Here is a 24727-nt window from a genome sequence, read left to right as displayed (position 1 = left end):
AATTGCACCACTGAACGCCCTCCCCCGAGATGACGAGAGCCTACAGTAGCCGACCCAATCCAGAGAGCAGCGACAGGAGCGGTTCCCTACCGATTGGGCTCAGCGTGAGTGCCCACGACCTCGACTCGGCGTCGCCTCGACCGTCGGGGGGTTCGAGGGCTGGTCATTTGGAGACCGAGGACGGGGTGGGCGAGGGAAAGCACGCGCCGCAGCCCTCGCGAGATCGCCGGCGTTCTCCAGGTCACGACGCTCCAGCAGCCCTCGGCCGAGATCCTGGACCAGGTCATCGTGGCTCCTGGCGGGTCGCCACCGCTCGACGGCACGGAAGACGAGTGAGCCAGCCGGACGCGTCAGGGTGCCCTCGGCTTTGATGAACAAGTCACCACGGCGCACCGCTGCGGACAACCCTCTGTGCAGGGTCGCAGCGAGGAACGGCAGCTCGGCGTTCAGACGCATGAGCTCCCGGTTATTCCCGTCGGACCCATCTGTCAGGTGCGACCGTGTCCACCGCAACGCCTCCGCCAGCTCCCCGGCAGCGTCTCGGGCCGGACCGACCGGTGGGGTGGCCCGCAACTCGGCAGCGGCAATGGCGGCACGCCGCCAACCGTCCACCTTCGTCGGGGCACCGTCGCTGGTGGCAACGTGCACGGCCAAGCCGAGCTGAGTGCCGAGCTGCAGGTGAACTCCGGCGACTTGCTGCGGGTACTGCCACAGCCAGCTACGCGCGGCCGCGACAGCCGCGACCGCGTCGTCAACGGTACGGATGTCGGGTGCCGGATCGAGCGGCGAACGCGCGACATCAAGCCCGTGCAGGGACGGCTGCCCTTTACCTGCAACGACCAGAGCTCGTGCTGTCCTGGCGAGACCGCTGTTCGCCGTCCATCGGGCGGCCTCCGCCACCGGGCGGTAGATCTCGGTCAGATGCCCTTGTCCGTGGTCGAGCCATCCGGGCAACGCCATGTCGAGCACCACGAGGCCCGACGTGAGCCGGGCGACGTCAGCGAGGCCGGACGAAACGCCGCCTCCTCGCCGGATCGCAAACCCCTCCGGGGTCGGAGGCCGCTGACCTGGGGGCACGTGGCAGGCGAGGATGTCACCGATCACGCCGACGGCGTCCGCGGCACGGCGCAGCGACCGCGCCGGTTCAGCGCTCACCCTCCTGCCGGACGGTGGAAACTGCCGGTCGACGAGTGCGGCTGCGCGGAGGCCCGCGTAGAACTGGGTCAGTCGCTGTCCACGCCTGGTCATCAATGCCCTGGCACCGGCTCGATCCAGTCCCTCCACCGCCGGACGGCCACCGGCCAGCAGCTCGGTTGCCCGGATCAGCTGCGCGTAGACAGCGGACCGGGCGTTGACCACCGCGTTGATGTCTGCTGCGGATTCCGGCGGTTGCTGACGCATCGCCGTGCTCGCCGCGCGCAGTGCCCGGTCGGCCCTGCCGTGCCAGTGGCCGATCGTCATGCCAGAGCCGCCACCGCGCGTCGTAGCTGCTGGGCGGCGGCGTCGTGGTCGAGCCGCCGGGCAAGGTCATCACCGCCGCTGGCAGCGAGGTGTTCGTGATAGCGGGCAAGGTGCTCCACCAGCGTCGCGACCGCGTGGCGGGTTTCGATGTCGTCGCGCGCCGGCGCCGCGGCGTCGACCACCACGTCATCGTGGTCGGCGTACAGCCGCGCACGGATGTCGAGCATCTCCAGGCCGAAGTGGTCCCAGGCGATGTCGGTCCCGGAGAGGCGCTTCCATGCCTCGATCGCAAGCTGGACGGCACCGGCTGCGGTGGTGTCGTCCCAAGCATGCGCACTGTCGGCGCACAGCTCCTTCGTCGCCTCGATGTAGTCCATGCCGTGGGCTTGATTCGATGTCAGCAAGGTCGTCCACTCCAATCGGTCGGTCAGATGGGGTCGTTTGCAGGTTTCGCGTCATCCGCTGCTGGTGCTGGCCGTGAGCAGATCGGGCAGGAGTTCGCGCAGCAGGGCGTACGTGGCAGGGGTCAGGTCCTCCGGCACCTCGGCCTCGCGGACCCGCATCAGCTCGCCCAGCAGATTCCGCAGCTCAGCGGTGTGTCCCTCGGCGTGGGCGGCCCGCATGATGTCGTGCCACGGTCCGTCGTCACCGCGCTCCGGGTCGGCCAGCCAGGCCTGCTGTACGGCCCACCGTGCGCCGGTGGGGTCACCGGCATCGAGGTACAGCTCGGCCAGTTCGTGGGCGGTGTCCACGATCGCGGAGGTGAGGTGACCCGGGTAGATGTCGGACTCGGGCAGCCAGGTGAACGGGTTGCGGGTGCCCACGGCGTAGGCGCGCTCGGCGCCGTCGAGCGGTGCGCCCCGGACGAGCTCCAACGCGGCGCGTAGGTCCTTGACGCCGGCCACTCCGCGGCTCTCGCCGCGACTGCGCAGTCGGCGGAACAGATGCCAGTCCAGCAGGTAGCCGTCGCGCAGTCGATAGAGCCGATCGGAGCCCATCTCGGGCAGCCAGGAAGTGCCGTCAGGCGCTTCGCCCAGCCAGCGGCGGGCTCGCGTGATGGCCACCCGGCGGCTGGCGTCCTTGACCTGCTGGTCGGGCCACAACGCGTCGGTGAGCTGCTCGGCGGAGGCTCCACGGGCTCCTCGCTGGGCGAGGTAGACGATCAGTTCGCCGTGGAAGCGCTGGCGCTGGTCCGGAACCGGGCCGGGCGCGTCAACGACGACAGGCCCGAGCACGCTGACGCGCGGGCGCGTCGGGTCCTGCTCGCGCCAGGACCGCAGATCAGTGTCGAGATCCGGGTCAGCCTGGCGGCGTCGTTGGCGGATCGCAGCGGTGACCTCTCGGCGCGGGGTGAAGCCGGCCGTGCGAGGTCGGTCCAGGGTAGGTATGGCGGCGATGGGATCCGCCGGTGCCGACAGGCGGGTTTCGGCCGGGGCCGTTCTCGGGGTCGCTGGCTCGCCACCAGTGAGGAGGTCGAGCACTGACCCGGCGGCGTCGCTGTCCTCCGCCCACTCCTCCGGCTCCGGGGCCTGCGGAGTCGATTCGTCAGTCGCCGCCCGGGCCTGCGCCATGATCTCGACGAGCGGCTCCAGTTCGCGTACAGGTAGACCGGCTGGGGCCCCCTCGACCTGGAGGTATGGCAACGCGAGTCGGAGCCGACCGTACTCGTCGAGAACGACGGTGTTCGAGGCGGTGGCGGTGCGGGCGCCGGTGGTGCTGACGACGGCGACGGCGCATCTACCTTCGCCGCGCAGCTCCTTTCCGAATTCGTGGAGCACGTCGAGGTCGTCCTCGTCGGGCTCGGCGACGAGCAGCACCTGGGGCGCCCAGGCCTCGCCGACGTCGGTGAGGCGACCGGCGAGGGTGTCGGGCGCCCCGGACGCGTGCAGGCCGGCCGTCACCGCGGCGGCCCGCCGTCGCAGCCGTGGGACGGCCTCGTGAACCGACGACGCCGCACGGACGCGGTCCGGGTTGAGGGCGACGAGCAGTTCGGTCTCCGCCGCCGGGAAGCCGGCGATGATGACCTCGACATCGTCCGACCAGGTGTTGCAGGCGAGTTCGCAAGCCAGGTAGCGCAGCAGGGCAGCGGTCTGTTCACCGTCGCCCGCGATGATCAGCTCGCCGAGCCGTTCGAGGTCGAGCAGCAGATGCCGGCCGGGCTGCGACCCGACCGCAACGAGGGTGGGCAGCGGTGCGAGCTGCTCAACAACGGCAGGCACGGCCGCGTCCCCGGGCAGGATCCACTGAGCGCCCTCCTCGACCCACTGTGGGGGTGGCTGAGGACAAGGCTCGGTGAGCACGATCGTGACGGCCTGGTCGACGATCCACGCAGCGGCGATGTCCGGCACTGGCTGTTCCCGCTCCGCCAGCGCCGCGGCGAGGCTGCGCAGGGCGAGGTCGAGCCGGTCGACGTCGGCGGGTTGCTCGGCCACGCGCAGGATGCGTTCCGTGGCGCCACCGCGAGGGTGCGGTAGTCGGCGGCCGGGCCGGCGGTGCTGCCTCTGACTGCGTCGACGGCGGAACACTGCGGCCAGCAACAGCGCTGAGAGCAGGCCCGCTCCGGCGAGTGAACCCAACACGATGGCGTCGCTGGCGCTGTCGTCGCCCGCCGGCCCGGGCTCGCGTGCCGGATCCACCGCCCCGGACTCGCCGCTTGGACGTGCAGTCGTCGAAGACGAGCTTGCTGAAGTGGGTGGCGTCGGAGCATCGCTCGGTCGAGCCGGAGCGGATGAAGCTGGGGGGATCGGCTCGCTCCCGCCGCGGTCCGGCGAACGGGAGGAGGGCGGCTCACCCCCGGCCTCGGCCTCCGGAACGCTCGGCGCCGGCTCGCTGCCGGCTTCGGGAGCACTCGGAGTGGGCCGGGTGCGGCTATCGACAACGACCCGGCCCCGGGCGTGGTCGCCCGCGCCGCGATCGCGAGCCTCCGCCGGCAGCGTGATCCGCCACCCGCGTTCAATATGGTCAGGGAACCGGTAGTCACGCCGCTCAAGGTCGGAGTTGATGGCCACGAGTTCCGGGTAGCGGTCGGCGTCACCGAGGAAACGCTCGGCGACACCGGCCAGCCAGTCGCCGCGCGCCACCTCGTAGACGAGCCGTCCCGGTGCCTGCATGGTCTTGGCCACCGGGGACGCGACGATGGGGATCCGGAGCGTCCAGCCGGCGTACACCCGGGTGTTGCCGGGCTGGAGGCTGCGGCCGTCCGGCTGCGCGAGGCCGTGGTTGGCCTCGGCCAGGCGTTGCCAGGGCACGTTGTGCGCCTCAGCGATGTCGAGCAGGCTCTCCCCGCGCTCGACCGGATGTTCCACGTACCCGGTGGTGGTCGTGGCGTCCACCGGCGCGATGGGTTTGGCCACCACGTGGTCGGAGCGGGGTGCGGCCACCGCCGGCGTGGTGAGGGCGGCCGGCGCGGCGGCGGAGGCCAGGGTCGGCGCGGCGATGGCGCCGAGAATGGCCGCGATCAACGCGGCGGCCACGCGTTGTTGGAACCGTGCCCCCGGGATCCGGGCGGCGTTGCGCGGCACCTGTCCCCGACGGCGTGCGCGCAATTGCGCGACAGTCTCCACCACCACGGCGACGAGGAAGGTGACCCAGGTCCACGCGGCCAGGAGCGCTGCGATCCAGCCGATCAGCGTCAAGGTCTGCAGGAACAGGTCCCCGTCGTCCCGGCTGCTGAGCGCCTGCCAGATCTGGCCGGCGGCAGCACCCGGATCGTTCGTGAGCGTCGAGAGCCATGTGCCCAGGCGGGGCAGCGGGTTGCCGGCGGCCCACAAGAGCAGCGCGGGCAGGGCAGCGGTCACCGCGACCACGGCGAGCGCGCCGACGCCGGCGAGTACCTGCCGGCCGCGGCCGGTGGCGGGTTTGGTGCGTGCCACTGTTGCTCCTTCGCGGGCTGCTATTGCGCAATCAAGGTGGCGGTCGCGCGGCCGGTCACGGTCGTGCCTGCTCCCCCGGCGAACAGGTCGAGCAGGATCGGGTTGTAGGTGACCGTGACGGTCACGGTGAGCTGCTGCGCTCCGTCGACGGTGACCGAGCCGGTGACCCCGTCGAGGTCGTCGAGGTACGCCTGTACGGCGTCGGCGGCGACTGAGGGCTCGATCTCCTTGTTGCCGCCGTCGATGGCCTGGCCGGCCTTGATCGCCTGCCCGCCGGCGCGGGCCGCCTCGGCGGCGATGTTGTCGGCGCGCTGGTAGGCCCGCACCTTGGCGCCGCCGTCGACGACGAGGCCGATCAGAGCGAGGAAGGCGGGCACGAGGACGGCGAACCAGACCGTGACCCGGCCGTCGTCGCCGCGCAGGCGTCGGCGGAGGGCGGTCACGTTCTGCTCCGGTACGTGTCGAGCGGACTGGTGAAGGAGGCCTCGAGTGGCACAGTGCCGGGCATGCCGGGCAGCGCCACATCCGAGAACGTCGCGGTGCAGCTGACCGTCGCGGTGACTGTGGCGGCCTGCCCGACCGGCACGTCGAACCCGGAGGTGGAGATGGTGACCTCCAGGCTGGTGCAGCTCAGCCCCTGCACATCAAGCGTCGAGTCGGCGGCGGCCAACGCCTGCTCGTTCGCATCGCCGGCGGTACGGGCCAGCGACGCGGTGCGTGCGGCGTCGTACGCGGCGGCCTCGAGCGCCTGGCGGGCGATGTTGACCCGACCGCCGATGACGGCGCCGGCGAACAGCGCCAGGATGGCCGGTGCGACCACGGCCATCTCGATGCTCACCGAGCCGCGCTGCGCGCGGTTCCGCCGGGTGCTCATGGCGAGGTCGGCCGCTCGACGGAACCGTGCGCGGTCTTGCTGATCGTCCAGTTAAGCCCGGGAAACACGGTGATTGCCTTACCGGTGACGGTGACCCGCACCTCCGACCCGGTGCGGGTGACGACGACCTGCTGGTTGTCCAGCCCAGCACCGGCGGTCGAGAGGAAGGCGGCGGCACGTGCCTCACCAGCCGCGGCAGTCGACTGGTAACCCCGTGCGGCGTTCACGCCCTGGGTGGCTGCGCCCAGCGCGATCGACTGGGCGAAGTAGACCAGCCCGGTCTGCACGACGGCGAAGGTCAGCAGGAGCATCGGCAGCGCGATGACGGCGAACTCGACCGGCGAGCTGCCCCGATCGTGGTGCCACCGGGCGGCCCGCCCGCGCCGGGTGGGACGCGGACGGGCGGTGGCCAGGGGCTGCGTCACGGCTGCGTCGGGATGAGCGCGACCCAGCCGTTGGCGACGGCAACGATCGCCCCGGCGACGACAACGGCACCGGCGACGAGGATCGCGGTGATGACGGCGGTGCCGACGGGGCTGTCGCCGCGCTCGGCCTCGGCCGGGTCGGTCATGCGCTGCCAGTTTGTGGCCAGCTGCGCGAGGAAGTCGTGGATGGTGTGCATGGCGGTTCCCTCCGTGTGGGTGGTGCCGGTGTCAGCGGACGAACAGGCGGGCCATGAACGGGTAGCCGATGAGGACGAGGAGCACGAGGATCAGCGCGGCAGCGGGGATGTCGAGCTTGTTGGTGCGCAGCTCCGCCTGGGCGAGGGCCTCGGTGCGGATCCGGTCCCGCATCGAGTCGGCCCGGGCGCGCAGCGTCTGGTGGACGCTGGCCCCTTCGCTGCCGGCGGTGCGCATGATGTCGGCCAGGTCGCCGAGCTCGATGACCTCGATGTCCCGGCCGAGGGCCTTCAGCTCGTCCCACGGCGGTCGGAGCTGCAGCTGGGCGCCGAGCAGGGCCTCCCGGATGCGGGCGAAGACCCAGCCGTGGCAGACGCTGGCGGCGCGGTCGAGCGACTCGACCGGGCCGTGGCCGCCGAGGACCTGGTGGGCGGCGAGGTCCAGGTAGGTGCACATGGCGCGGCTGAACTCGGCCCGGGCGACGGCGGCCTTGGCGACGACCTCCCGGTGGGCCAGCGCCGCGCCGGCCAGCGCGGCGGCGACGGTCCCGCCGGCGGGGATGACGACCGGAATCGGTACGCGGAGCGCCGCGACCGCGATGGTGATGAGCGCCGGCAGGATGAGGCAGAACAGCGCCGACAGCCCGAGCGTGAGGAAGTACTGGTCGGTGCTGCGGCCCAGCAGCCGCAGGTCGGCGTGCGGCACGGTGAACCGGCGCCGGAGCCAGCTGACGCCGGCCGGTGGGGGGTTCGCGGCGGTCAGTGGCTGAAGACGTCGGAGCGCCGGGCCGAGCGCCGGTGGGGCGGGGATCAGTTGCACGACCAGTAGGAACACCCCGAGGCCGGTCATCCCGCCGGCGATGACCATGGCGGTGACGTAGCCGTTGGTCATACCGTCGCTCCAAGTGTCTGGACCTCGGCCGGCGGGAGCAGCCGCTCCCGCCGGGGCGGCAGGCTGAGCTTGCGTACCGAGGTCATGAGCACGACGTAGAGACCGGCGAGGAACAGCAGCACGAGCTGGCCGAGCACGCTGCCGTAGGGCTGGAGGTAGTGCGGGTTCATCACCCCGTACGCCAGCACCAGGACGGTCATGCCGGTCAGGAACCGCACGGCGAAGCGTGGGCCCTCGCGCTTGGCGTCGACGGTCGAGCGCATCTCGATCTCGGCGGCGATGGACCGGCTGATCGCGTTCAACACCTCATGCAGGCCTTCGCCGCGGTCCGTGACGTGGAGCATCAACGGCGCGATGACCTGATCGGCGGTGTAGTCGTTGAGGTCGTCGGCCATCTGTTGCAGCGCGGCGATCGGATCGCCGCTGCCCTGCAGACGCGCGGCCAGGTCACGGACCTCCTGCTCGATGAGCTGCGGCGCGGTCGCGGCGGTCGCAACGACGGCCTGCTGCAGGCCGATGCCACGAGCCACGATGTCGGCCAGGCGGCGGGTCCAGGCCTCGACGGCTTCCAGGCGGGCGACGGCCTGTTTCTCGGCACGACCGGCGGCGAACAGCCACGGTACGCCGGGAACGGCGGCGCCGATGATCACGGCGGCGGCGGGCCAACCGGTCAGCAGCCAGGTCAGCGCGCCGGCAACGACCGACGTCACCACCTTGATCTGGTGGGCGCGTTGTTCCCGGCGGGTGCGTCCCGACCCGGTCCACCAGCGGCGTGCCTGCTGGTGCAGCGCCGATGGCGGCCGGGGTGGCCGGGTGGTCCCGACGACGCCGAGGACGCCGACGACCGCGCCGGAGACGGCGAGCATGCCCGCCAGCACGGCGGCGAGGTCGAGTGGGCTCATGGCCGCCTCGCCAGGGTGTCGAGCCGGCTGGTCCAGGCGCCGTGGTTGTGCTCGCCCTGCTGGATGTAGCCGGTGAGATGGCGGGGGTCGTAGCCGACCCGCAGCAAAGGCTCCCGCAGCCGTTCCGGCAGGTGCCGTGGCACGCCGCGGCCGTCCGGGCCCGGGCCGAAGATCTGGGTGGTGACGAGCTGGTCGCCGCTCATCCCGCCCACCTCGAGCACCTCCGAGACGTACCGGTGCTTGCGGCCGCCGAGCTTGGTCTCGTCCTCGACGCTGACGTACACGATCAGGTCGATCGCGCCGGCGGCCATCCGCCGCGCCAGCTCGGCGGTCATCTCGGGCCCGTGCTGCAGCGCCAGTTCGATGACGCGGTCCATCACGGCGCGGGGATGCCGGGCGTGGATGGTGCAGAGAGAGCCCTTGCTGGTCGCCATGGCCTGCAGCATCGGCACGATCTCCCGGGAGCGGACCTCGCCGACGATGATCCGCTGCACGGACATCCGCAACGTCAGCGGGATCATGTCCATGATCGTGACCTCGCCGGCGGGCCGACCGTCGGCGCCTCGGGAGCCGTGGCCCTCCCGGGACTCGAGGCTCATCGCCCAGCGGTGCCGCCCGGTGGTGTGCAGACCGAGCTCGCGGGACTCCTCCAGGGTGACGAACTGCTCGCGGTCGGGGATCTCCCGGGCCAGGCCGCGTAGCAGGGTGGTCTTCCCTGCGTCGGCCAGCCCGGCGACCATGATGTTGAGACCGGCGGCCATGGCGGCCTTGAGGAACCGGCAGATCAGGTCGTCGACGGCGCCGTACCGGTCGCGGAGGTCCTCCAGGCTGACGTCCATCAGCGTGTGGCGACGGATGGCCGCGTAGGGACGCACCGACACCTGCATGAGGACGGTGAGCCGGCTGCCGTCGGGCAGTTGCATGTCCAGCCACGGCTTGGTCGAGGACAGCGAGCGCTCGGTCGCGCCGGCACGCATGGCCAGGACCTGGAACATGTCGACGAGTTCCTTGTCGGTCTCCGCGACCGGCTCGCCGACCGTGATCCGCCCGTCGGTGTGCTCGATCCGGACGTTGTCGCAGCCGAGGATGTGAATGTTCACGATGTCCGGCCGGTCCAGCAGCTGCTGTAGTCGGCCGAGGCCGAACATGTCCGCGGCGACCGCGTCGAGCAGCGCATGTTCCTCCGCCTGCGAGATCGGCTGGCCGGCCTGGTGCAGCGTGTCCACGTGCTCCCGGACGAGGCGGGCCGCGATGCGCTCCGCCTCGGCATGGCGGTGCTCGGTGGAGACGTTGGGCGTCTCCCGAAGCGCCGCGGTCAGCTCCGCGCTGACCCGGGCGCGCAGCATTCGCACCGCCGCGTAGTCGATGGTCTGCGGCTGATCGACGGCCGGCAGCCGAGGTGCTTCCGGGGACGTGCCGTTGGTCGGCCAGCGGTGGCCGTTGGCGGCGACGCGGTCGACCGCTGCCGGCCGGGCCGGGCGGCTGTGTCGGCGCTCGTCAGGCACGGCCACTCCCCCTCGATGCCGTCGGAGCCAGGTGTACGCGCCGCCGCGCGATCGCCTCGCGTACGGCGGACTCGGCGCTCGCTGCGGCGCGCAGCAGCTGCTGGCTGCCGCGCAGCCGACCGCCGCCGTCGCTCAGCACCTCGGCGGTACGCCGGTCGTCGGGCAGCTCGACCACCGTCGGCAGTTGCAGCCGCTGCTCGATCTCCCGCCGACCGTAGGGGCCGTCACCGATCAGCGCCAAGGCGAGCGCTCCCGTCCCCTGGCCGTGCTGCGTCAGCTCCCGCCGCAGCAACTCCGCCGCGCCGACGGCCGGCGCGATGGTGCGCAGGGTCGCCGCGCGTACGACGAGCAGCACGAGGTCGGCGCGGAACAGCAGCGGCCACGGCGGCGCGTTGGTGGCCAGCCGCCCGCAGTCGGCGATGACGTCGTAGCCCGGCTCGCCGCGCTCCAGGTCGGCGAAGTGCGCGCTCAGCATCTCCCAGGTGGGTCGCAGCGTTCCGGACTGGACCGCGTCGTTGATGCCGGGCAGGAGGAGTCGTCGGCCCGGATCCCGCGCGTCGAGGTCGACGAGCTGGTCGGCGAACGTCTCGGCGAGCTGGTCGCGGAGGGCAGCCGCGGCAAGCGGCAGTAGGCCGACGGGTGGGATCTCGAGGCGGGACAGGTAGCCGCTGAGGACGCTGCCGCCGGCGGGATCGCACTCGGCCAGCACCGTGCGTTCTCTCCAGGCAAGCGTGCAGGCGAGTGCCATGGTGGTGACGCCGGGCGAGCCCTTGGCCGAGACCATCGCGATGATCGCCACGTCAGCCTCCCGTGATCAGGGCGACGACGATCCGACCGGCCGCCGCGCGTGAGGCGATAAGCGGCCCGTCGCGTTCGGCCACGGCGACGTTGAGCAGCGTCGTGCCTTCCCTGATGCCTGCGTGCACGTCCACGACAGTGGCGCTGATGCTGATCGGCGCGGTGGCGTTCGGCTGCTGGTTCGGGACTGGGCCGCTGTCGGCGGTCACGACGAGCAGCACCGCGGCGCCGGGCTTGACGCGATCGGCGGGCAGGCGCTCCGGCGGCAGACTGAGGCCCACCAGCTGCTTGCCCTCCCCGGGTACAGCTCGGTCGGTGAGCTGGGCCCGCGTCAACAGGGTGCCGGGCACCAGCGCGACGGCCGCGAACTTGCCGACGATCTGGTCGGCGGCGCTCGCCTCGATCGGCTTGAGGGCCGGGTCGACGGTGATCCGCACCGTGCTCAGGTCCGACCGCTCGATGGCCGAGCCGACCTCCACCGTGGTGTTCACCGCCAGGTACTCCGCTGTGGTGCCGACCTTGCGCAGCACGGCGACCGCGATCAGCCCGCCGGCGGCGACCAGCGCCACGGCCAGCCAGACCAGCGCCGGCCGCCACCGACGTTGTGGCGCGACGCGGGGCACGGCGTACGGGGCGGTGACCGGCGAGGCGGTGCGGCCAGCCTTGGACGGCGCACTGGTCATGAGGTGATCACCTGCAGTTCGTCGATGTCGATCGTGGTGGTGGAGGACAGGTCGATGGACTGTGAGCCGGCGTTGCCGCCCCCACTGCTCCAGGTGACAAGCCACGTCGTTGTGGCCGTGACCGTGTAGCGGCCGCCTGCCTGGGTGCTGCTCGGCTGGCGGTAGCCGTCGTATCCACAGTCCGGCGACCGCCTGTTGCCGAACGAAGGCTGGTATGGGGTGCCGGGCTTCGTGCAGGTGACGGACTGGCCGTCTCCCATGTCCCACACGACCTTCTGCGCCCGGGCGGTGGCGGTGACCGACCGTCCCGGCACCGCGGCTGTCCGGGTGACGGGTCCCCAGGTGTTGGGGCTGGCCCTATTCCAGAGCCAGATCGGCAGGCCGACGAGGCCGGCGCCGTCGGTGCGCGGGGCGATGCCGATGTCGGGACCGTCGAGGTTCATCTGGGCGATAGCTCGCTGCGCCAACTCCTGGTAGCTGGGCAGGATGCCGGCGGGCGGCTCCGGCGACCAGGCCGTCGTCTGCGAGGCGATGCCGCCGTAGACACCACAGGTGCGGATGCTCCAATAGCCATCGGTCCGACCGCCGGGTGGTGGCGGAATCCGCCTGACGTAGCAGGACCCGTCCCACACCCCGAAGCTGTCGACCACGCACGGCACGGTCTGTCCCTCGTAGCGGCAGCCCTGCCCGGCGCCGCCGCCGCTGTCACCACCGCCGTCGTTACCGCCGCCTCCGGTGCCCGGCTTCTCCACCACCCAGTAGCAGTTGCCCAGCGCATCGCAGTGCTCGTAGTCGGCGTGTGCGACGTCGGGCGCCAGCAGCGCGCCGGCGCCGACCGCCAGGAGCAGGGCCACGATCCTCCGGGTCAGCATGGCCGTTCCCGTTGGGCGTTGACCTCCCGGATGCGCCACTGGCCGTCGTCGAACAACTCCGCCTTGGCGGTCACCACGTACCTCGTGGCCTGACCTTCGGTCCGTACCGATTCGCCGGTCTTTTTGGAGACCACGTCCCACGTGCCGGTGTCGAAGCAGTCCTCGATCTCGGCGCTGAAGGGACGGCGGCTCGTGTCGACGCTGCGTACGGCGGGCGTCGAGGACGGTTCGCCTTCCGTGACGAGTCCCTGCTGGAACTTGATCAGCAGGTCCTGGCGCACGGTCGGCAACGCCGGGTCGGCCACGAACCTGTCGAGCTTGGCGTTGTAGTCACCCTTATTCGACGCGGTGACGTAGGCCCGAACGTAGTTCCGGTAGGCCGCCAACGCGGCCGCGCTGGCTGCGGTGTTCTCGGCGCCGGCCGTCGACGAGGGCGCTGCAGACGACGATGACGTCGTGGGGCTCGGTGTCGCGTCTGGCTTGTCGTTACCGCAGCCAGCAACGCCGGCGACGATGACGGCGAGCCAGGCGGTAACGCGGACGTCAGCCCGCCGGATCCTGCTTACCGTTGCGGTCAACGTGATGCCTCCCGTTGGTGACGGACGCGCGGCTCGGGCTCCTGTCGCGGCTACGCTGCCGGCAGATGCGGAGAAGCGGCTCGTTGCCGCGAGCGCGGCGACTGACTCTGGGGTGCCCGGTCCGGATCGTTGACCGGCCCGAGCAGCCCAGCGTCCCCCTCCGAGCGTCGGGCCGAAAAGCCTCACTCCCGACATCGATAGACTCCCCCCTTGTGGCTGGCCAACTATCGCCTTGACCAGCCAACGCAACGGGTGTTGAGCGGATTGCATCGTGACTCAACGCCCGTTGCTCCAAACAGGAGCGAGCATACGCTCACGTTCCGTGCATGTGTCAACATCTGTTTTGTAGGCGCTTGCATCTGCGACACTGTCGTTTAGTCGCTGGAGGGTGATGAGTCATGGTCGACGATCGGCATGTGGAGCAGGAGCTGCCATCCCTCGACACCCTGGCCGCCCGGCTGGAGTACCTGTTCGACCGGATTCGGCCGACCCCTGAGGAACTCGGCGAGTCCGATGAGCCCGACCGCCGGTACACCAACAAGGAGATCGCCGACAAGATCAACGCGACTGCGGCCGAGACCGGTGTCTCGATCAGCGCGGCCTACATCGGAGAGTTGCGCCGCGGCGTGGCCAGCGACCCCCGCACCTCCCACGTCCGCGCCCTGGCCGCCGCCTTTGGCGTGAGCTCCGGCTACTTCGTCGACGACGCGGCGGCACGACGGATACAGGAACAGATCACGCTGCTCAGCGAGCTGCGTCGGATGGACGTCAAGCAGGTGGCGCTGCGCCAGGTACTCGCCGACAACGGATTGTCAGCGCGGGACACGCAGCTCATCGAGCAGATGGTCGCCCGACTGCGCGCCGTCGCCGAAGCGGCCGGCCCGGACGAGACCAACACCGCGCCAGACGGTCGCAGATAGCCGTGTTGATCCTTCGGTGGCAGTACGCCGACGAGCGGGGGAAACCAGACGTGAAGTTGCACCGACTACGCAAGCGCTGCGAGCAGATAGCCGCGGAGGTGGAGATACCGAAGCCGTTCGACATCCAGCGGCTGTGCGACCTGCTCGGAGAGCGGCGTGGCCGACCCATCCATCTGGTGCCGATCCGGCTCCCCGCCCTCACGGTCTGCGGCATGTGCGTACCGACCGGCGACTTCGACGCCATCTTCTTCGAGCAGGACACCTCTCCCCTGCATCAACTGCTGATCATCGGTCACGAATTGGGGCATCTGCTCGCCGGCCACCAGACGACCGAGATCCTGGACCCGGAAGCCTCCCGGCTGCTCCTGCCCGATCTGGACCCGCAACTGGTCCAGCGCAGCCTCGGCCGGAGCAACTACGCGGCCGCCGAGGAGCGCGAGGCCGAGATGATCGGCTCGCTGCTGCTGCGACGGGCACGCGCCGGCCGGATGGTCGAGCAGGACTCGCCGCTGGACAGCCGGCACACCGAGCTGTACGGCCGGTTGCGGCACTCGCTGGAACACCCTGACTGGTAGCCGAGATGGACACCATCCTGTACACGCTGTGCGCGGCCGCCGGCTGGCTCGCCTTCGGCTACATGCTGCGGCTCCAGCGACGCCAGCCGAGCCAGGTCCGAGGCGCGATCTGCGTGGCGCTCGGTGCCTTCGCCGCCGGAATCACGCTCGCCATCCCGCCCATCGCGGCGGGCATCGACTCGGCGTCCGGATTGTCGAACCTGGCCAAGGTCATGTCTCACGGCTGCGCCATGACGATCGCCGCGAGCGCCGAGAACATGCTCCTTCACCTGTCCCTACCGCCAGCGAAGGCAGCAGCCCGCAGCCGGATCTGGGTGTGGGTCACCGGCAGCGCCTTCCTCGTCATGGTCGCCCTGTTCACCTACACGCTCACCTACGACGAGCCGGTGCTCCTGACCGTCGAGTACGCGCGGGATCCCGCCGTCACCGCGTACCTGCTGATCTTCATGCTGGTCGGCTTCTTCGCCTACTGCACCGACATCGCCCGGCTGTGCTGGCGATTCGCCCGCATCTGCGGGCGGCCATGGTTGCGCCGCGGTCTCCGCCTCACCGCGGTCGGCGCCGCGTTCGCGCTGCTCTACAGCACCAACAAGATCGTCTACCTCGTCGCCTACTGGCTCGGTTACCAGCCGGCCGGCGAGCGGGAGATCGCCTCCGTCCTAGTCACCATCGGCGCGCTACTCATGATGATCGGCTTGACCATGCCGGCGTGGGGCCCGATCTTCACCATCACCCGACGCTGGGACGACTACCGCTCGTACCGCCAGCTCGAACCGCTGTGGCGGGACCTCGTCGCCGCCCTGCCGGAGCTCGAACTCGACCCCAGCCTGCGGCGTCCGCTCGGCGCCGCCCGCGACATCGACTACGCCCTGACCCGGCGTGTGGCCGAGATCCGCGACGGCCGACTGGCGCTTCGCCCGTACATGGACGTCAAGGTGACGGAGCTGGCCGAGCAGTTCGCCGAGCAGGCCGGCATGAGTGCTGACGAGCAGCGAGCCAACGTCGAGGCGGCCCACCTTGCCTGCGCCCTGCGCCGCCACCGGGCCGGACTCATGGCCGCGGTCCCCCAGCCGACCGACGAGCTGCACCGCCCGGAAGGCGGCTACGCCGGCGAGATCGGATGGCTGGCCCAGGTCACCACCGCCTACACCCGATCCCCCGTAGTGGCCCGGACGCTCGTCGCGGCCCGGCTCGCGGCCGCCCAGGATGCCCCGACCTCCCGGGTTGGAGAAGCCCCACGATGAGAAAGCGCTACGCCAACCTGGCCCACATCCGCACGCTGGATCCCGAGCGTGACTGGCTGGAGATTTACCAGACGACGCTGCGGCTGGAGTTCCCGTGGGACATGAAGCTGGGGCTAAACCTGGCGTTCAACCGGTCGTTCTCCATCCCGGCCATCGCCGCGGTGCACGTCGGCACCGGGGAGTTGACCGAGCGCACGCAGAAGCGCATCGACGACACCGGCCTGCTGATGTACGAGATGGTGCTCAACGGCTTCGACCAGCCGCGCGGTCGAGACGCGCTGCGCCGGGTCAACCAGATCCACCGCCCGTACAACATCCCCAACGAGGACTACCTCTACGTCCTCGGCTGCCTGGTGGTCATTCCGACGCGGTGGCTCGAACGGTACGGCTGGCGTCGGCCCTGCTGCCACGAGCGGCGGGCGACCTACCTCTTCTACCGGGAGCTGGGCCGGCGGATGGGCATCACCGAGATCCCGAGCTCCTATGAGGAGTGTGAGGTCTGGTTCGACGCGTACGACGCCGCTCACCTGACGCCTAACGACGATGCTGCTGTGATCGAGCGCGCGACCCGGTCGCTGCTGCTCGGCCGGGTCCCCCGGCTTCTCGCGCCGCTGGGCAACGAACTGGTCAGCGCCATGTACGACGAGCGGCTGCGGCACGCGACCCGGGTTGACGCGCCGGTGTGGCCGGTCCGGGCCGGCCTACACCTGGCGCTCAAGGTGCGAGCCCGACTGCAGCAGCGGTTTGGGGCCCCGCCGAAGGCGCCGTTGTTCGCCGATGGCATCAGGACCAAGACCTACCCCGACGGCTACGAGATCAGAGAACTCGGGCCGCAGGGAAGCCAAGCGATCGATTGATCTAGTACGCGAGCAGCAGCAGCGTCCGGAGAGTAGCCCTGATGAGGCCATCGAGCTCGGGATATCGTCGCAGTGACAAGCTTACAACCAGCGATTACGCCTACCCCTCAGCCCGCATTGCGCTGCAAAAGTGCAAATAATAGCCTCTGCAAATTGAGACCCTTAGTATTCACAGCTCGATAAAGAAGCTTTCTTGCGACTGGGTTGGCGCCTCCAGCAGTCGCTTGACTCGAACACCCTGTCCTCGGGTTGGCAGAACGATCTTGTTGCTCAACTGCTTAGCACGCACGGCTAGGCCACTCGAGACGAGGCTATCAAGGACGCTCGGCACTAGACCTCGATGCTTGTCATCGAGCCCTCTATATAGCGCGTGCTCGCGCCGCCCTGTCCCCCGCTGGGCGTAAAGCTTCTTCAGGATTGTTAGTGCCACTCGCTGCGAGGGGTTCAGCGAGACCATTCCAAGTATGCCCTGCGTAGTTCTGGTTGCAAGGTCGAACTGTTCGAAGTCACAATCGCTGAAGCGGTCACTCGGGAGTGCGGACGCCGATGCGAGCCCCTCGACGAGGCCGAACGAACACCGGACAAACGACGGCATCGGAATTTCGCCATCATAGTCGGTGAGGTCGAGCAACTGCACGATACAGTCAGAGAAAGTGACCTCACTAAGATCAGTCTCAGGGCCGACAGTCAGGTGCGGAATCAGCAAGTCACTTACGGCGAGTTGCGCTTGTGTTTTGAACTCGCCTAAAGCCATTCCCACCTGGATGATGTCAAGAAGCACCGCGTCGGATGCGCCATCTCGCTGACACAAGGCTGCGGCAGCGCCGGCTTGGCTCGCCCTGACCCCCGACTCCTGCAATTTTCGCGTAGCAACATCGACTCCGAGCTGCTCCATGACAGTCGCGGTACCTCTAAGCCGAAGCGCCTCGCGATTTCCTTGATAGTCCGAAACCCACCGGACGATGTCGCCAGCGCGAGCAGCGTCAGCCAGGGCGGCATCAATAAAATGCCGCGATCCATCGCTTTCGTCTTGAACGCCAAGACCGGGAAGCCTTTGCAAGATCTGCTGAGATCCCTCGTCGGGAGAACCTCCGGTAACAGACTCGAACGCGGAGGTCATATCTGAGGGCGATAGGGGCCCCATCCCGTCCAGCCGAGCCCTTGCCATAGTAGCGAGACGTTCGATTAAGAGACGAATGGTTGGGCCATCTATCAGTGGCTGATCGGAGTTCCGCGCTTCCCGCTCGCAGATTTTGTCGAGGAGCACATCCCAACCCAGGGCCGCCGATGAGGAACCGCTTACGTCGAGCGCCTCCTTGAGCAATCCGCTCACGACCAGGTAGCCGAGAAGTAGTGGGCGTGATGGCAGCCATGAAGGCAACTGCTCACCCCAGTGATTCCGCGTCAAGTACAACTTTATTTGTTCATCATTGAAGTCGCTTGTGCTCAGCATGGAAGCATCGGTTGGCAACCCCAGCGACGATCGAGCTTCGGTAAAGCTGTCGAAGAAGTGAGTTCGACCTGTTATGAATATTCCGCTGCCGGGCGGCGTGTATTCAATGAACTTCCGAACGAGTGTGGTCGACAGTCTGCGGACGTCTTTCCAGCCGTTAGCTTTTCCTAGCCACCCCGGCGTTGCTATCTCATCAAACCCATCAAGCAGGAGGTGAGCGTCACCTGCCAGCCACGCGCGAACAAGCTGAGATCCACTTCCGAAGCCGATTTTTTTAGCGTGTCGATCCAACGCCTCTTCAGGATCTCGCTGACCCTGGTGGTCGCGCAAGTTCAGCGCGATTGGGAACTTAAAATCACCCCGATGATGCTTCCCTGAAAGGTCTCGGAATACTTCGCGAACAGTCATGCTCTTGCCGGCCCCATAATCGCCAGTCAAGACTATACAACGACCGTCAGTAATTCCTTCTACTATGTCCCGCGCCGACCAAAGTCGGCTGCTTTCTATTTCCGCGAACTCGAGCGACACGTACTGCTCGTGGGGATTTAGCTTTCCTGTAACCGGGTGGCGTGCACTGCCAAACGCGTAGTTCGGCCGCAACGAAATGTACTCCTGCGAATCGATCAGCTGGGCCCGCAGTTGCTTAAGACTACAAGCTACCACTGGAGCTTTAAGTCGCTGGATGGCTCCTCGCTGCTCACTGCTCGGCTCGTCCTTCGTGACGAAGTATCCCTTGATGAGTTTCAGAGGGTGTGTTCTGCCATACTGTTCACACAGTTTAGCTAGCTTTAAGCCGTCCGACACCGCCTTGTCTTTTCGGCCGGAGACCGTGCACTCAATTAGGACAACCGCGTCCGGGCTCTCGAAGATCCCGTCGCGCTCTCGCCCATGGACGTTCTGAGATCCTTGGAAGGGATTGGACTTTCCGAAGAGTGCCCTCGCAACCCGCAGGACCTCGGCCTCGAAGACTTGCTCTTCGCTTGGCATGGCTGTGCCATCCTCCCAAGGTAGCATCAGGCAGCGGGAGGAATTTTATCTAGGTCCGAGCAGGGTGGCACCCCCGTGGCACTGCCAAGTTGCCGACACATCTACAGGCGAATCGCCCCAAGTGTCTGATTCACTGGAGAAGGGATCCCCTATAGCCTCGCCAAGACGGCACCGACGATCTTGGTTGTTGGCGCCTATATCCCTTCATCGCGGCCGTCGAATTGAAGCGACCTGCTGATTCCAGTTACTGACAGCAATGACTCTCACGACATCGCCGGTCTTGGGCGCCTGAACGAGGTACTGCTGACCTTGTCGATCGACACCGATATACATGCCGACGTGACTGGGCCGGGACATCGTGCCATCGGAGCCCGGGATGAAGATCAAATCGCCGGGCCTCATCGCTGCCAATGACGGGATAGCAGCGCCGTTGTGCACCTGGTCTGCGGTCACCCGAGGGATCCGGACACCGCCCTTGGCCCAAGCGGCCATCACCAGCCCTGAGCAGTCGTAGCTGTCGGGTCCTTCGGCACCCCAGACATAAGGCTTGCCGCGCTGGGCAAGCGCGAACGAGACCACGGCCCGGAGCTGCGGGTCCGCTGGCAACACGAAGCCCTCCGGGAGACCTTTGTCGTCCAAGGGCGGCATCCCGTCACCGCCGTCGCTGATGCAGACGATGCCCAGTCCATCGCTGATCACGGCGACCAGTTGCTCGGCCTCCGACTGCCACCTCGCGTACGCGTCAGGAAACGACGAGCGCTGCACGGCCTGAGCGGCCTTGGTAAGGGGCATCGTCTGCCATCCGTCGACATCACTCAGGCGCTCGTAGAACTTCCGGGAGGCGTACCGCGGGTCGAGGATCTGCTCGGGTGTCCCCCAGCCCTGGCTTGGGCGCTGCTGGAACAGACCGATTGAGTCGTGGTCGTTGTCGGCGCCGAGGTGGCCGAGGTTGCGCAGGCTGGACTCCTGCATCGCGGTGGCGACGGCAACTTCCCAGCCGTAGCGGGGCACGTGCATCTCGGCGCCGACGGTCACGATGGTGGCGGCATTGCCCACCTGCTCCGGGGCCCACTGGCCATCACCAGCCCACCCCGCTGTCGCGCCGGGTGAGGCGCCGAGCGGGCCGATGGTGCACGCCATGGCGGGAGTGGCGATCAGTACCGAGACCGGGACCATCACGACCAGCGCCACCGACGCCAGCACGACGGCAATGAGCCCGCCCGCGAGGATCAACCAGCTTCGGGTCATCACATACCGACCTGGCGGACTTCATAGCCGGCGACCCGCCAGCCGAGATCGTCCGGCTCCCCGCGGCGCAGGACACAGGCAACGACGCTGTGCTCGGTCCAGCCGCGCCAGCCACCTTCGCCCAACGGGGTCGCGCTCACCCGGTACGCCCGCTGCCTTGGAACGACCGAGACTCCGCTGTGGCTCAGCTCGGTCGGTGTCGGCTCTCTCTCGGCGGCGGAGCCGGTATCGGCCAAGGCCGTGATCACTGCCGCTCCGACTCGTGTTAGCGCGTTCATGGCACGACCGTGCCGAGCCTCCAGGACCGTTACCGCTGCCAGCCGCCACTGACCGATGCGGTAGCGGAGGCGGCCACTCCGGCGTCAACTCTGCCGTCAGCAGCTCCTGGTCAGGGTCCCTGGCAGATGCCCGCCCAGGGCGTCCCGACTGTCAGGAGACTGCTGTGTTTGCTCACCTCGCTATGGCTGCAGTTGATGCTTTCGCCGCCCCGCCGAACCCCGGCCCTGCCGCTCCGCCCGGCCTGGAGACGACCGGGAACCTGTTCATCGGCTGGATGAAGTGGATCCTCGTCGTGGCCGGGGTCGGCGGCCTGCTCGTCTGCGGGATCATGATGGCCGTCGGTCGTCGTAACCGCTCGGCGTTCGCCGCCGATGGTGCCGCCGGCATCCCGTGGGTGTTGGCGGGGCTCACGTGCGGGGCGGTCGCGGCGGTCGTGGTCGGCGCGGTTCTGCCGGGCTAAGCCATGACCTACGACGTAATCAGCCATGCCCGCCGCACCACTCACCGCCGGCTCACCGCCATCGGTCTGGCTGCTGCGGCAACGGCCGCCGCCGTCACCATCGCCTTGGTGGCCGGCGCGACCGCGGACCGACCTGTCGGTTCACCGTCGGAGCGGGCGGAACCGGCCGTCCTCTCGTCCGTCGACGCCGAGGAAAGGCTACCGAGCGACATGCAATGGGTCGACGTGGCGGGTGTCTCGGTGCCCGTGTCGAGCCGCTCCGGTCCTCGCATCACCAGCGGAGGGCAGGCGCGCGGGTTCGCGCACGACCAGGTAGGCGCGGTGCTCGCTGCCGTGCACATCGTCGTACGCATCAATCCGCAGGTCGGCCCGGCCGTCTTCGGGCCGACGCTGCGCGACCAGGTGGTCGGGCCGCATGCGGCCGCGATGCGGGTCCAGGTCGCGCAGGCGTACGACGAGCTCCGCGCACAACTGAGCGGACAGCCTCTCGGACGCTTGACCGCCATCCTGCGGGGCTACCGCATCGGTAGCTACCGCGATGACGAGGCGGCCGTAGGGCTGCTGACTGAGGCGCCGGGCGCCAACGGCGTACCCCTGCTGGTGGTCGCCGAGGTGCGCGTGCGCTGGACCGGCTCCGACTGGGCGCTGCTGGCGCCCGCCGGCGGGACGTTCGAGCAGACCGTGATGGCGGCGTCGGACGCCGATACCGCGACGTTCCTTCCCTTTACCGTAGGTGGGTGACTTGATGCCGCTCTGCAATCCGTTCCTGCCCGCCACCTGCTCCGGCGTCATTGTCGGCGGTGTCAACCCGGGTGCCTCGGTCCGCGACTCGATGGTCAATGCGATCCTCGACGGGCTGGCCAACGCGGTCCGGGAAGGGATCGAGTGGGTCGCCGGCCTACTGACCAGCTGGACGCTGATCCCGTCGAACAACCTGTGCCCGACCACCGGCTCGGACCCGGGGCAGTGGGCCTCCGACTGGATGGCCCAGTGCAACTCCGCAGGCGGTCCGGCGCAGCAGCTGCGCGGATTCATGCTGCCGCTGACGATCCTGGTCCTGGTCGGCGGTCTGGTCTGGCAGGGCATCACGATCGTCGTCAGCCGCCGGGGTGAGCCGCTTCTGCAGGCCGTACGGGGAGTCTGGAACACCGCGCTGTGGGGCAGCATCGGCGTCGCCGGCACCCACCTGGTCCTCAAGGCCGGGGACAGCTACTCGATGTGGCTGCTCAACGAGGCGCTCTTCAAAGAGTCCAACAAGCCGCCCAACGAGGCGATGACCACGGCGCTCGGCGGGGTGTTGCTTCCCGGCGCGGCGGTCGCGCCGTTCGTGATGATCCTCGTCGGCGTCGTGGTCATCCTCGCCGCCGTCGTGCAGACCATCCTGATGGTCTTCCGCGAAGGCTCGGTGGTCATCCTGGCCGGGCTGCTGCAACTGGCCGCAGCCGGATCCGTCACCCGAGGCACGAGCCAGTGGCTGCACAAGACCCTCGGCTGGTCGCTGGCGCTCGCGCTGTACAAGCCGGCGGCCGTGTCGGTATACGCCACCTCGTTCGTGATGATGCGCGGCAACGGGCGCGACTGGCTGATGGGCCTCGGCATGCTCGCCCTGTCGGTGATCGCCCTGCCCGCGCTGATGAAGTTCTTCACGACCTTCACCGGCGGCGTCGCCTCCGCAGGCGGCGGCCTCGGCATAGCCGGCGCCGGCGCGGCGGCCGGCCTGCACGCCGCGTCGTCGGTGCGCGGGGCGGTCGGTGGCCACAACGCCGGCGACCACGCCCGCTACCTCGACTCGCGGGGACCTGGTAGCGGCGGGGGCGGCGGCCCGAGCGGGGCGGTAACGGTCCCCTCGGCGCCCGCACCCACGAGTGGCTCCGGAGGTACGAGCGGTAGCGCGCCGAAGATCATGACCGGGCCAGCAACGTCCGCAGCCACAGGGCCGGCCAGTAGCGGCACTGCCGCTACCGCCAGTGGTAGCGCCGCTACCGGGGGGATGGCCGGGGCCGGTGCGGCGGGGGCGGCGACCGGGCCGGCGGCACCGGTGGTCATCGGCACCGTGTTGGCCGCTCAGGCCGGGACCGCGGTGGCAAAGGGCGTTGCGAACGCCGCCGGCTCCGCGATGCGGGACGGGAGCTCGCCGTCGTGAGCAGCGATCAAGCGCAGGTACGCACGTACGGCGGCTGGCGGCGCGCTCGCGGCATGGGTCTGTTCGGGCTCGGGCCGATGCAGACGTTCACGGTCCTCGTAGCGATCACCGCGTTGATCGTCTCTGGCTCGCTCGGGCTGCGGGCGGTGGCCGTTACCGCCGGGCCGTGTGCGCTGCTGGTAGCGCTGCTGGTGCTGCGGTGGGACGGGGTGCCGCTGTCGGCCGGGCTCGCCCAGCGCGTGCGATGGCTGGTCGGTACCAGCCGCGGCTACACCTCGTACCGCTCCGGGGTGATGGTGGCCGGTGAGCATGCCTGGCAGCTGCCGGGCGTGCTCGCGCCCACCACCTTGCTGACCGTTGGCGACGAGAGCGGCGGCGGGTACGCGGTGGTCTACAACCGGCGGCTGGGAACCATGACGGTGACGCTGCGCTGCGCGGCCACCTCCACCTGGCTCGCCGACCCGGACGCCAGCGCGGCATGGGTGGCCAACTGGGGCGGATGGCTGGCGAACCTGGGCTACCTGCCGATCGTCGACCACGTCGCGGTCACCGTGGACACCGCGCCGGACCCCGGCTCCCGGCTGGCCGACCACGTCAGCCGGCGGATCGTGCCGCACGGGCCGGCCTCGGCCCGGCGGGTGCTGCAACGGCTGGTGGAGGTGTCCCCGGCGGCCGCCGCCGACGTGGAGACCCGGGTGTCTGTGACGTTCAAGCCCGGCGCCTCCCCCAGCAAGCCCAAGAACCTCGACGAGGCCCTGGACGAGATCAGCCGCACCCTGCCGGGCCTGCAGGACTCCCTGGGCAGCTGCGGCCTGACCGTGCTCGACCGCGCCAGCGCCGACACCATCTCGGCCACCGTGCGTACGGCGTTCGACCCGGCCGCCCGCGGCGACATCGCGCGGCTTGCGGCGACGCCCGGGCTCGATCTGGGCCGGTGGGTGGACTGGGACAGCGCCGGACCCGTGATGGCCGAGGAGCACCTCGACCGGTACGTCCACGACTCCGGAACGTCCGTGTCGTGGGCGTGGCACGAGGCGCCACGTCAGCACGTGCACGCCGACGTCCTCGCCCGGCTACTCGCCCCCGGCCCGTACCCGAAGCGGGTGTCGCTGCTCTACCGGCCCTTCCCCGCCGGGGAGGCCGCGCGGATCGTCGAGAGCGAGGTCAACGCCGCAGCGTTCCGGGCGGCGTACCACCGGGCGCAGAAGCGCGACGAGTCCGCCCGCGACCACGCCGACCGGGAACGGGCCCTGCAGACCGCACGTGAGGAGGCGACCGGCTCGGGGGTGGGACTGATGTCGCTGTTCGTCACCACCACCGTGGTCTCCACCGAGAACCTGGGGCGGGCTGTCGCCGACGTCGAGTCCCGCGCCGACGTGGCCAAGATCCGGCTACGGCGGCTGCACGCCAGCCAGGCCGCCGGCTTCGCCACCACGCTGCCGTGCGGCGTGTGCCCGCCGCAGCTGGCCCGCCAGTGGCCCCACTGACATCACCAGGAGAAACTC

At 69.4% G+C, this 24727-nt stretch carries 24 protein-coding genes; 8 read left to right on the top strand and 16 right to left on the bottom strand.

The window, feature by feature from the left end; genetic code table 11:
* Positions 1-99 precede the first annotated feature (99 nt).
* The 14 genes from J3R08_RS12975 to J3R08_RS12910 form a co-directional block, all read right to left on the bottom strand.
* Positions 100-1461 carry a hypothetical protein gene (locus J3R08_RS12975; protein WP_209961294.1) on the bottom strand — a complete coding sequence of 454 codons (1362 nt, stop codon included), beginning with the start codon at positions 1459-1461 and terminating at the stop codon, positions 100-102.
* Positions 1458-1838 (bottom strand): hypothetical protein, encoded by a 381-nt coding sequence (locus tag J3R08_RS12970; protein WP_209961292.1) that lies wholly within the window; start codon positions 1836-1838, stop codon positions 1458-1460. Before J3R08_RS12970 ends, J3R08_RS12975 begins: the two co-directional genes overlap by 4 nt.
* A 78-nt stretch (positions 1839-1916) precedes the next feature.
* Complete coding sequence (locus J3R08_RS12965) at positions 1917-5333, bottom strand: LysM peptidoglycan-binding domain-containing protein (RefSeq protein ID WP_209961289.1); 3417 nt, start codon at positions 5331-5333, stop codon at positions 1917-1919.
* Between the two features lie 20 nt (positions 5334-5353).
* Positions 5354-5776 carry a TadE/TadG family type IV pilus assembly protein gene (locus J3R08_RS12960; protein WP_209961287.1) on the bottom strand — a complete coding sequence of 141 codons (423 nt, stop codon included), beginning with the start codon at positions 5774-5776 and terminating at the stop codon, positions 5354-5356.
* On the bottom strand, positions 5773-6207 hold the full coding sequence (locus tag J3R08_RS12955; protein WP_209961285.1) for a TadE family protein: 435 nt from the start codon (positions 6205-6207) through the stop codon (positions 5773-5775). Before J3R08_RS12955 ends, J3R08_RS12960 begins: the two co-directional genes overlap by 4 nt.
* Complete coding sequence (locus J3R08_RS12950) at positions 6204-6632, bottom strand: TadE/TadG family type IV pilus assembly protein (protein WP_209961284.1); 429 nt, start codon at positions 6630-6632, stop codon at positions 6204-6206. Before J3R08_RS12950 ends, J3R08_RS12955 begins: the two co-directional genes overlap by 4 nt.
* A complete protein-coding gene (locus J3R08_RS12945) occupies positions 6629-6829 on the bottom strand; it encodes a hypothetical protein (RefSeq protein WP_209964527.1) in 201 nt (66 codons plus the stop codon). Before J3R08_RS12945 ends, J3R08_RS12950 begins: the two co-directional genes overlap by 4 nt.
* Positions 6830-6860: 31 nt before the next feature.
* The gene (locus tag J3R08_RS12940; RefSeq protein ID WP_209961282.1) at positions 6861-7718 is read right to left on the bottom strand and encodes a type II secretion system F family protein; all 858 of its coding nucleotides are present in this window, start codon (positions 7716-7718) and stop codon (positions 6861-6863) included.
* Positions 7715-8620, bottom strand: coding sequence for a type II secretion system F family protein (locus J3R08_RS12935; RefSeq protein ID WP_209961279.1), 906 nt, complete (start codon positions 8618-8620; stop codon positions 7715-7717). Before J3R08_RS12935 ends, J3R08_RS12940 begins: the two co-directional genes overlap by 4 nt.
* Positions 8617-10125: a CpaF family protein gene (locus J3R08_RS12930; RefSeq protein WP_209961277.1), complete on the bottom strand. Its 1509-nt coding sequence runs from the start codon at positions 10123-10125 to the stop codon at positions 8617-8619. The genes J3R08_RS12935 and J3R08_RS12930 overlap by 4 nt, the downstream gene beginning before the upstream one ends.
* The gene (locus J3R08_RS12925) at positions 10118-10924 is read right to left on the bottom strand and encodes a ParA family protein (RefSeq protein ID WP_209961275.1); all 807 of its coding nucleotides are present in this window, start codon (positions 10922-10924) and stop codon (positions 10118-10120) included. The genes J3R08_RS12930 and J3R08_RS12925 overlap by 8 nt, the downstream gene beginning before the upstream one ends.
* A 1-nt stretch (position 10925) precedes the next feature.
* Entirely contained in the window at positions 10926-11606 is a 681-nt protein-coding gene (locus J3R08_RS12920; RefSeq protein ID WP_209961273.1) for an SAF domain-containing protein, read from the bottom strand.
* Positions 11603-12478, bottom strand: a complete 876-nt coding sequence (locus J3R08_RS12915) for a hypothetical protein (RefSeq protein WP_209961271.1) — start codon at positions 12476-12478, stop codon at positions 11603-11605. Before J3R08_RS12915 ends, J3R08_RS12920 begins: the two co-directional genes overlap by 4 nt.
* Positions 12472-13056: a hypothetical protein gene (locus J3R08_RS12910; protein WP_209961269.1), complete on the bottom strand. Its 585-nt coding sequence runs from the start codon at positions 13054-13056 to the stop codon at positions 12472-12474. The genes J3R08_RS12915 and J3R08_RS12910 overlap by 7 nt, the downstream gene beginning before the upstream one ends.
* Before the next feature lie 398 nt (positions 13057-13454).
* Between J3R08_RS12910 and J3R08_RS12905 the strand changes: the two genes are divergently transcribed.
* Genes J3R08_RS12905 through J3R08_RS12890 form a run of 4 tightly spaced genes read left to right on the top strand, consistent with a single transcriptional unit; the run spans position 13455 to position 16652 of the window.
* Positions 13455-13976 (top strand): hypothetical protein, encoded by a 522-nt coding sequence (locus tag J3R08_RS12905; RefSeq protein WP_209961267.1) that lies wholly within the window; start codon positions 13455-13457, stop codon positions 13974-13976.
* Between the two features lie 50 nt (positions 13977-14026).
* The gene (locus J3R08_RS12900) at positions 14027-14551 is read left to right on the top strand and encodes an ImmA/IrrE family metallo-endopeptidase (protein ID WP_280841892.1); all 525 of its coding nucleotides are present in this window, start codon (positions 14027-14029) and stop codon (positions 14549-14551) included.
* 5 nt (positions 14552-14556) lie between these two features.
* Positions 14557-15795, top strand: coding sequence for an MAB_1171c family putative transporter (locus J3R08_RS12895; RefSeq protein WP_209961265.1), 1239 nt, complete (start codon positions 14557-14559; stop codon positions 15793-15795).
* Entirely contained in the window at positions 15792-16652 is an 861-nt protein-coding gene (locus J3R08_RS12890; protein WP_209961263.1) for an oxygenase MpaB family protein, read from the top strand. The genes J3R08_RS12895 and J3R08_RS12890 overlap by 4 nt, the downstream gene beginning before the upstream one ends.
* Positions 16653-16821: 169 nt before the next feature.
* Here the strand turns inward: J3R08_RS12890 and J3R08_RS12885 are convergent, their stop codons facing one another.
* Both J3R08_RS12885 and J3R08_RS12880 read right to left on the bottom strand, forming a co-directional pair.
* Entirely contained in the window at positions 16822-19092 is a 2271-nt protein-coding gene (locus tag J3R08_RS12885) for an NACHT domain-containing NTPase (RefSeq protein WP_209961261.1), read from the bottom strand.
* A 204-nt stretch (positions 19093-19296) separates the two neighbouring features.
* Positions 19297-20340 (bottom strand): C40 family peptidase, encoded by a 1044-nt coding sequence (locus J3R08_RS12880; RefSeq protein ID WP_209961259.1) that lies wholly within the window; start codon positions 20338-20340, stop codon positions 19297-19299.
* A 460-nt stretch (positions 20341-20800) separates the two neighbouring features.
* Between J3R08_RS12880 and J3R08_RS12875 the strand changes: the two genes are divergently transcribed.
* The 4 genes from J3R08_RS12875 to J3R08_RS12860 are packed head-to-tail and all read left to right on the top strand — an operon-like array spanning position 20801 to position 24709.
* On the top strand, positions 20801-21079 hold the full coding sequence (locus J3R08_RS12875) for a hypothetical protein (RefSeq protein ID WP_209961256.1): 279 nt from the start codon (positions 20801-20803) through the stop codon (positions 21077-21079).
* Positions 21080-21082: 3 nt separating this feature from the next.
* Entirely contained in the window at positions 21083-21820 is a 738-nt protein-coding gene (locus tag J3R08_RS12870) for a hypothetical protein (protein WP_209961255.1), read from the top strand.
* A 4-nt stretch (positions 21821-21824) separates the two neighbouring features.
* On the top strand, positions 21825-23222 hold the full coding sequence (locus J3R08_RS12865; protein ID WP_209961253.1) for a hypothetical protein: 1398 nt from the start codon (positions 21825-21827) through the stop codon (positions 23220-23222).
* Positions 23219-24709, top strand: coding sequence for an SCO6880 family protein (locus tag J3R08_RS12860; protein WP_280841893.1), 1491 nt, complete (start codon positions 23219-23221; stop codon positions 24707-24709). Before J3R08_RS12865 ends, J3R08_RS12860 begins: the two co-directional genes overlap by 4 nt.
* Positions 24710-24727 lie beyond the last annotated feature (18 nt).

The sequence above is a fragment of the Micromonospora sp. HB375 genome, from assembly GCF_017872985.1.
In the GTDB taxonomy this organism is placed as follows: domain Bacteria; phylum Actinomycetota; class Actinomycetes; order Mycobacteriales; family Micromonosporaceae; genus Micromonospora; species Micromonospora chalcea.
This window is presented reverse-complemented; position numbering and strand designations above follow the sequence as displayed.